This window comes from Desulfurellaceae bacterium, assembly GCA_021296095.1.
GTDB lineage: Bacteria > Desulfobacterota > Binatia > Bin18 > Bin18 > JAAXHF01.
In genome coordinates this window covers 12,845-20,146 of the sequence record JAGWBB010000111.1, presented here as the reverse complement: position 1 = coordinate 20,146, position 7,302 = coordinate 12,845, and the positions used below count along the sequence as shown (strand labels likewise).

Annotated in this window: 9 protein-coding genes; 2 read left to right on the top strand and 7 right to left on the bottom strand. The window is 62.5% G+C overall.

The genetic code is table 11. From position 1 onward, the window contains the following. The 3 genes from J4F42_19825 to J4F42_19815 form a co-directional block, all read right to left on the bottom strand. On the bottom strand, positions 1-463 hold a 463-nt coding region (locus tag J4F42_19825), incomplete at its 3' end, for an SDR family NAD(P)-dependent oxidoreductase (GenBank protein ID MCE2487768.1). A 36-nt stretch (positions 464-499) separates the two neighbouring features. Then, entirely contained in the window at positions 500-1,537 is a 1,038-nt protein-coding gene (locus tag J4F42_19820) for an LLM class flavin-dependent oxidoreductase (GenBank protein MCE2487767.1), read from the bottom strand. A gap of 18 nt (positions 1,538-1,555) precedes the next feature. After that, the gene (locus J4F42_19815) at positions 1,556-3,658 is read right to left on the bottom strand and encodes a hypothetical protein (GenBank protein ID MCE2487766.1); all 2,103 of its coding nucleotides are present in this window, start codon (positions 3,656-3,658) and stop codon (positions 1,556-1,558) included. Between the two features lie 131 nt (positions 3,659-3,789). Here J4F42_19815 and J4F42_19810 point away from each other — a divergent pair, with 131 nt between their 5' ends. Then, positions 3,790-4,443 carry a glutathione S-transferase family protein gene (locus J4F42_19810; GenBank protein MCE2487765.1) on the top strand — a complete coding sequence of 218 codons (654 nt, stop codon included), beginning with the start codon at positions 3,790-3,792 and terminating at the stop codon, positions 4,441-4,443. Between the two features lie 75 nt (positions 4,444-4,518). Next, positions 4,519-5,574, top strand: a complete 1,056-nt coding sequence (locus J4F42_19805; GenBank protein ID MCE2487764.1) for an LLM class flavin-dependent oxidoreductase — start codon at positions 4,519-4,521, stop codon at positions 5,572-5,574. A 40-nt stretch (positions 5,575-5,614) separates the two neighbouring features. On the opposite strand, the gene J4F42_19800 is transcribed toward J4F42_19805, so the two are convergent. The 4 genes from J4F42_19800 to J4F42_19785 form a co-directional block, all read right to left on the bottom strand. Further along, positions 5,615-5,989 carry a hypothetical protein gene (locus J4F42_19800; GenBank protein MCE2487763.1) on the bottom strand — a complete coding sequence of 125 codons (375 nt, stop codon included), beginning with the start codon at positions 5,987-5,989 and terminating at the stop codon, positions 5,615-5,617. Positions 5,990-6,123: 134 nt separating this feature from the next. Further along, complete coding sequence (locus J4F42_19795) at positions 6,124-6,351, bottom strand: type II toxin-antitoxin system HicA family toxin (GenBank protein ID MCE2487762.1); 228 nt, start codon at positions 6,349-6,351, stop codon at positions 6,124-6,126. Further along, on the bottom strand, positions 6,351-6,602 hold the full coding sequence (locus J4F42_19790; protein ID MCE2487761.1) for a type II toxin-antitoxin system HicB family antitoxin: 252 nt from the start codon (positions 6,600-6,602) through the stop codon (positions 6,351-6,353). The genes J4F42_19795 and J4F42_19790 overlap by 1 nt, the downstream gene beginning before the upstream one ends. A 40-nt stretch (positions 6,603-6,642) precedes the next feature. Further along, positions 6,643-7,302, bottom strand: a 660-nt coding sequence (locus tag J4F42_19785) for an amidohydrolase family protein (protein MCE2487760.1), incomplete at its 5' end; no start/stop codon positions are given.

The window sequence follows — 7,302 nt, the reverse complement described above, 5'->3', positions numbered from 1 at the left end:
ACGAGATGTTCGAGGTGCCGCGAAAGCCCTTGCCGGCAATCGAGGCGATATTGACGATGCGGCCCGCGTTGCGTTTGGCCATCTCGCGGGCCACCTCCTGCATGCAGAAAAACACCCCCTTGGCGTTGACCGCATGGATCCAGTCCCAGTCCTCTTCGGTCACGTCAAAAAAGCCCAGACTGCGGGTCACCCCGGCATTGTTGACCAGAATGTCAATCTGCCCGAAGGTGTCCACGGCTTTGGCGACCATGGCCTTGATATCGGCCAGCCGGCCCATATCGGTCTTGACGAACAGGCCGCGGCGGTCGTGGGCGCTGACCTCGGCGGCGGTCTGCTGGCCGCTGGCCTCGTCAATCTCGGCCCCCACCACGTGGGCGCCTTCCCTGGCGTAGCGCAGCGCGATCGCCTTCCCCATCCCGGTCCCGATCCCGGTGACGATCGCGATTTTGTCCTTGAGTAGCATGTCAGTCCTCCTTGTTTATCCTCACGTGGTTTGTCCTCACGTGAACTCCGGCATCACTTCCTTGGCAAACAGTTCCAATCTCCGCTTGACACGCGGGATATCCTGGCCGCCGGCGTGAAAATAAAACGCGACCTGATCCAGCCCGAACTCGTCGTTCAGCTCGGCCAGACGCCGCCGACACTCTGCCGGAGTGCCGACCACGGCCCGCTCTTCGAGCTGGTCGGGCATGGCCCGAATGAATTGCAGAAAGGCTTTGAACGGGTCGTCATCTTTCATCCGATTCATCAGTTCGGGCGGCACGAATGAGGTGAACAGATTGGTATAGGCGCGAACCGCCTCACGGCCCTCACGAACGGCCACGTTGTGGTCGGGATCGACGAGCAGCCAGAAGATAAACGTCATCCGTTTTTGGCCATGGCCGTGCTCGGTGAGCAGGCTCCGGTAGCGCTCAACGCGCTGTCTGACCTTGGGGTGCGGGCCGGTCAGCCACGGTACGACAAACGCGTTGTCGCCGGCAATGGCGGCACTCTCGTAGGACTCGGGACTGATCGTGCCCCGGTAGATCGGCGGGTGGGGTTTCTGGACCGGCTTGGGGCTCAGCGACAGAGACGGAACCTGCCAGAACTCGCCCTGGTATTCGACCGGGTCCTGGGTCCAGGCCCGCCGGATAATCTCCAGCGACTCCTCATAGCGCGCCCGGCTCTCCCGCATCTTGACCCCAAATCCCTCAAAGTGCTTCTGAATAATGCCGCGGCCTACCCCAAAATTCAGCCGCCCGTCACTCAGGATATCGAGCATGGCAAAGTCTTCGGCTTTGCGCAGCGGGTTGTCAAACGGCAGCAGGCTGATGGAGGTGCCCAGACGGATGCGGGACGTTTCCCGGGCCAGCGCGGTCAGAAACAGCTGGGGGCTGGGACAGATCCCGAAGGCATAAAAGTGCTCCTCGCCAAACCACACCGAGTCGAAACCGAGCTGCTCGGCCGCAATGGCGATGTCGAGCGTGTCGCGGTAGTACTGGGCCTCGTTCTGGCGATCAGGGAAGAAGTCAAACAGGGAGAATAAACCAAACTCCACACCAGTCTCCGTTTCGTCTCAGTCTGGAATAGGCGCCGTGCGCTCAGCATCAGCAATATACGCCGCAGCATCGTCTGCCAAGAGCAAACCCTGATCTTGCAGCGCGACAACAGACCGCCGGATGGCATCGACGTAGGCCGCCCTGCTCGGATAGCGTTCGGCCAGAGACAAACGCGGGTCGCCGCTCGCCTCGCGTTCGGCTTTGGTCCGGGCAAAGGGGATGAACTGTCCCCAGTTGCCGCACATGGCGCCCGGCACATCGGCCCGGAGCGCCCAGCCGGTAGCGGTGCCGAGCGGAGCGGCGATATCGGGCAGGCGGATTCCGGCCAGATCGTTGCCGTCGGCGTCGGTCTTGGGAACCAGGCTGGTGTAGCGGGTCTGGTCTCCGGCGGTATGCGTGACCAGGGTCGGATTGAGGTCGCCAATGTGTATCGCTCCCGGGATGGACGGAAAGCCGGCAGCACTGTCCTGGGCCGAGACCAGCGTGCCAGCCTGGCGGGTGGGAATCCGGCTGGCCGGCGGTGAGGCGCCATCGTAGACCCAGCGGTGCAGGGCCAGCACCAGGGCTCGCATGACCGGCCCGCGAAAGGCCGGGTTGTGCTCCTGGGTACACGGCCCCTTGGCCAGCCGCCGTCCCAGGGAGGTGGTGATGGGGGTGGGATGCAGGGCGAAATGCTGGCTGCTGGCAAAGAAGTAGAGCCGCACCGTATCGGGGATGGGCACGTCGTTCCCATGGCTATCGGTGTGCAGCAGGGAGGCGCTCTTGCGCCAGTATTCGCTGGCGGTATTGGTGACCATGATCAGCGGGTCGAAGCCGTCGCCGGGTTTGCCGCTGCCGGCGCGCAGTATGCCGTCCTGTTTTCCGGTCAGCGGATCGTGCTGTGTGCCATAGGCGAACGGAAACCAGTTTTCCGCAAACCCGAAGTCCTGGTGACCGCCCTGGGTTCGGCCCGGCTGGCCAAAGGGAAAGTTACTGAAGGTCTTGCCCGCGCCGCCGATGTCGGCGATCAATCCGTCAAACACGCTGCGCTCGTGCTCGTCCTGATTAAAACCGGCCCAGACGTGCTCCTGGAGATAGCGGCCCGCCTGCGAAATGCCGAAGCCCAGAGCTTTGTGGATACCGGTGTCGTGGGCATTCAGCCGCAGCGGATTGGCCGTCCCCCGCTCATCGGCCGTTTCATAGCGCAGAAACGACACCACATCACGGGTCACCGCAAATCCCAGGCCCAGGACGGGTGGATTTTTGCCGGTGTAGGCGAATTCATACAGCAAGCCTGACTCAAACCCGGGGTGTAAACGAACCGTCTGCTCATCGACAAACCGCCAGCACCGTTCCGCCTGGCCGGACTGGGCGCAGGCCGGGATGGGCTGCGGCTGCTCGCCACGCGCCCTGGCCCGGACGCTGAGCCGCATCAGGCGCGGGTCCGGCGCGAGCACCGGATAGCTCAGGCTGGCGGTCTGCGGCTCGGTCTGCTGGCGACCGACAAACAGGTCACGGACAGGGCCGCTGAGCGGCCTGCCGTTCTCCAGCGCGACCGGGAGGTCGGCGCCCATCACTTCCGGTGTGTCCGGGACACAGCACTGAGCCCCGGCTTTGCCGCGCGCCTGCCAGCCGCTCCAGACAAGCGTATAGCCGTGGCGCATGAGAAAGCCGTTGCCGGCATCGGCTGCGGTAAAGGGGAACGATGATCTCTTCTCGATGGAGTGGTCATCATCGTTCCCCTTTTTGGTCGGCGAGCCGTAGGGCACGTCGTTGAGCAGGACCAGATCAATCCTATTGCCGCGGTTGAGTACGCCATAGAAGAGGGTGTGATTGCCTTTGGTCGGATCGCGCGGACGGAGAATGACGAAGTCGGTGCCATAGGCAACTCGCCCGGCGCTATCTGTGGCGGCCAGGTCGAGGTTCACAATACCGGCATTTGCCGCCGCTTCGGGATCGACCGCGCCAAACGCCCGGCCTACGATTTTCTCGTACTGGCCGACCGTGCCAAACGCCCGGCCCGCGAAGGTCGGCGATTCAATCCGGTTGATCTCAATGTGGGTGATACGCGCCGCAGCCGCAGGCGGGACACAGGTCTCCCACACCAGGAAACAGGCGAAGAGCATGAGCGCAGCAGACATCGTGCGCCTGTCCTATCACCCCTTTTCGGACAATCGCAAGCTGTTCGTACTTGACTTCCGGGGGACGGTTCAGGATAGTTTCGGTGTCGGCCTGCGGTCTGTATGGATACATTTTTGACACAGGAGGAAGTATGAAGCTCTACAGCATACCGCTCAGTAATTTCGCCTCGAAATGCCGTATCGCTGCCTATGAAAAAGGGCTGGATATCGAGCTGACCGAACCGCCCGGCGGGATGGGTTCGGACGAGTACAAGCAGATCAACCCCCTGGGCAAGGTCCCGGCGCTGGATACCGGTAGCCAGATCATTGCCGAATCCGAACTCATCAACGAGTATTTTGAAGACAAGTTCCCGGAAAAGCCCTTGCTGCCGAATGACCCGGAGGCGAGGGCCAAGGTGCGCAGTTTCACCCGCCTGCACGACCTGTACCTCGATCCGCCGCTGCGGGCCTGCTTTCCGAAGCTGTTCGGCCAAGACCTGGAGCAGAGTTTCATTGACGAAAAAATGGTCGAAATTCAGAGCCGTCTCGACCATCTTGAGTCGCAGTTATCGGGCGAGGGCTGGGCGGCCGGTGCTGATTTCAGCTTGGCCGACGCCGCGCTGACACCGACGATCTTCTTCATGAACACCTTTCTGCCCGCCTTCGGCCAAAAGCCGGCGATTGAGGGACGGCCGAAGCTGGCCGCCTGGTGGGGCAAAATTCAAGACCGGGAATCCACCAAACGGGTGCTGGGCGAGCAGGGCGCCGCTCTGGAGGCGCTGCAAAAACAGCAGCAGGGCGGCTGATTCTGGTGGGGCAACCGGTGGGGTTGCCCCTTTTCGTAGCGCCCGGCCTTCGGGTCGGGCGAGGATTGAAACGGCATGAAATTCGGCTATTTCACCCTGACCGATAATCCGCCCGCCTATGGCGCCGACCGGCGCAATTCCAACCAGTTCCTGCGCGAGGTGCTGCGCGAGTGCCAAGTTGCCGAAGAACTCGGCTATGAGTCGGCCTGGGTCCCGGAACACCATTTTGGCCTGTTTGGCTGCCTGCCCGCCCCGGCCGTCTTTTTGTCGCATCTGGCGGCCCAGACCAGCCGCATCAAACTGGCCCCGGCGACCGTGCTGCTGCCCTGCCACCATCCCCTGCGGGTGGCCGAAGACTTTGCCCTGCTGGACCTGCTGAGCCAGGGCCGGACCGTGTTTTCAGCCGGCCGGGGGTATGACAAGCGCGAGTACGACGCCCTGGCCATCCCGTTCGAGGAAAGCCGCGACCGCTTTGCCGAGGGCCTGGATCTGCTCCGTATCGCCTGGACCCAGGAAGAATTTACCTACCACGGACGGTTTTATGACCTGCCGGAGCCGGTGACCTGCCTGCCGCGGCCCGTCCAGCACCCCCATCCGCCCATCTATGTGGCGTGTTTCAGCCGCCCGACCGTCGAGATGGCGGCCGACAAGGGCTTCCATACGCTGTTCGCCCCCTTTGCCGCAGCCATGATGTTCGGCAGCGTTGGCGAAGCCGTCCAGACCTACAAAGGGCTGGCCGCCGAGGCCGGCCACAGCGAGGCGCGGGCCAAGTGCTCCTATTTTGTCAATGTGGTCGATAGCCCGGCCGAGGCGCTCCAGACCAAGGCGCGCCTGCTGCGCTATCTCAAATCGGTGCTGCCGGCCTTTCCCGCCGACCGCGACAGCGCGCCGCCGCATATTGCCTATTTTGCCGATATTGTCGAACGCTTGCAGAGTATGCAGCCCGAGCAGGTCGGGGAACGCAGCATTGTTACCGGCGATCCCGAGGCGTGTATTGCGACCCTCAAGAAGTGCGAAGCGGCCGGGATTGAAGAGGTCATTCTGTACTTCAACTTCGGCCACTTCAGCCATCAGGATACGCTCCGCTCAATGGAGCGCTTCGCCCGGGACGTGATGCCCCATTTCAGCTGAGACGCCGGCTACAACAGGGGCGATATATCTTATCGTCGATTCATTGGCACTGGGGATCGCAGGCCGCCATTTTACCGGCTGCGTCCAGCTCGCACGACTCGCTGGTCTCGTAGGTGTTGTTTTTTTCCAGACAGTCGAGGATGTCATTAATCGGGACGGTCATACAGTTGCGGTAGCACACGGGCGAGTCGTTGCCGCCGGCCGCTTCGAGTTTATCGTTCATATAGGTAGTGACGGCCGCAAAACGCGCTAACACGTTGGTGCCTCCCTCATCGGCCGGCTCCGACGGACTATAGCCCTCGGGATAGCCGTCCTGAGCGGCGACCACGCCTGGGGCGATGAGGCTCATTCCGGCCAGGGCGACACCCAGGACGATTGCATATGCCAGGCTGCGGATTGGCTGCTTGTGACCCATATCTTATCCTCCTCTTCGTACTTGCTGCGATGGGCCTTTCTCATAGCGTCCTGGCCTGGCTTGTGCAAGGCGAGGACGTGCCAGCGCCCGGGTCCGGCGCTGGTGTGCTCCAGACCCTCCAGTCATCCAAGTCCCTAACGGTCCGCGAGAAAGTCATCAACGCCGATTCTGGCCTCTCGAAGAATGGCGCGAAGCGTTCCTTCCGCCATATCTCTGGAGTGACGAGGGAGGGTCACTTTCCGACCGGTCCGCGCATGACGCCACACTTCATGGCTGCCCGGCCCCGGACGGTCGAACGTATAGCCGAAATGTCGGAGGCGCCGAGCAACGTCTCGATATGTGAACCCGGAGAGCCGTCCCATTACGGCACGCTGACGGGTACCAGCAGATCAATTTCGACCTTGCTATCCGGGAGAGCCGCCAACGCGCGAGGAAGCGGGTCACCGTGCTCAATGCACGACTCTGCAATCTTGCGCGCGAGGCCCTGTGCAATCTCGACGGCCTCAGTGACGCTGCGTCCTTCCGCAACCAGGCCTGGAACATCGGGGCTCGTGGCGAGAAAGCCGCCTTCGTCCAATAGTTCGATATGGAGTCGGACCGCGGCTTCATTCATAGGCTTTTTCATCCCGGCACGAGGCTCGGGCTTGGTTGAGCTAGGCGCTGCGCAGCACCCGGCCGGCCAGGGCGCCGGCGTGCTCCAGGCCCTCCATGAAGACCTGCCCGTTGACCAGCGTGTTTTTGTAGCCGGACGACTGCTGGATATAACGACCGGCACCGGCCGGGAAGTCATACACAAAGGTCGGCGGCGGCAGGTGCAGCTTGTCGTAATCAATGACGTTCAGATCGGCATATGCGCCCGGGCGAATCACCCCTCGGTCTTGAATCCCGAACAGCTCGGCCGGGTCGGCGGTCAGTTTCCGAATGGCCTGCTCGACCGTGAAATGCCCGCGCTCCTGAACCCAGTGTTTGAGAAAATAGGTCGGCAGGCTGGAGTCCATGATCTGCCCACAGTGGGCGCCGGAGTCGCCCAGGCCGATTACCACGTGGGGATGATCCAGCATCGTCCGCACAGCATCAAAACGGGGGTTCAAAAAGGGATAGTTGAACAGTGCCTTGCCGTCCCGCTCGACGGACAGCTGAATGAACGCCTCGGCCGGGCTGACGCCGAGCCGCTCGGCGTGGGCCTGGAGGCTGTCCTGGGCCTGATGGTCGTAGCGGGCTTCGGTGTCGGACAGCACGAAGATCTGACCAAAATCGATCGGCGGCGGATCGGCCAGGGCTTGTTCGATCATGGTCGCGCGGTATGCGGGGTT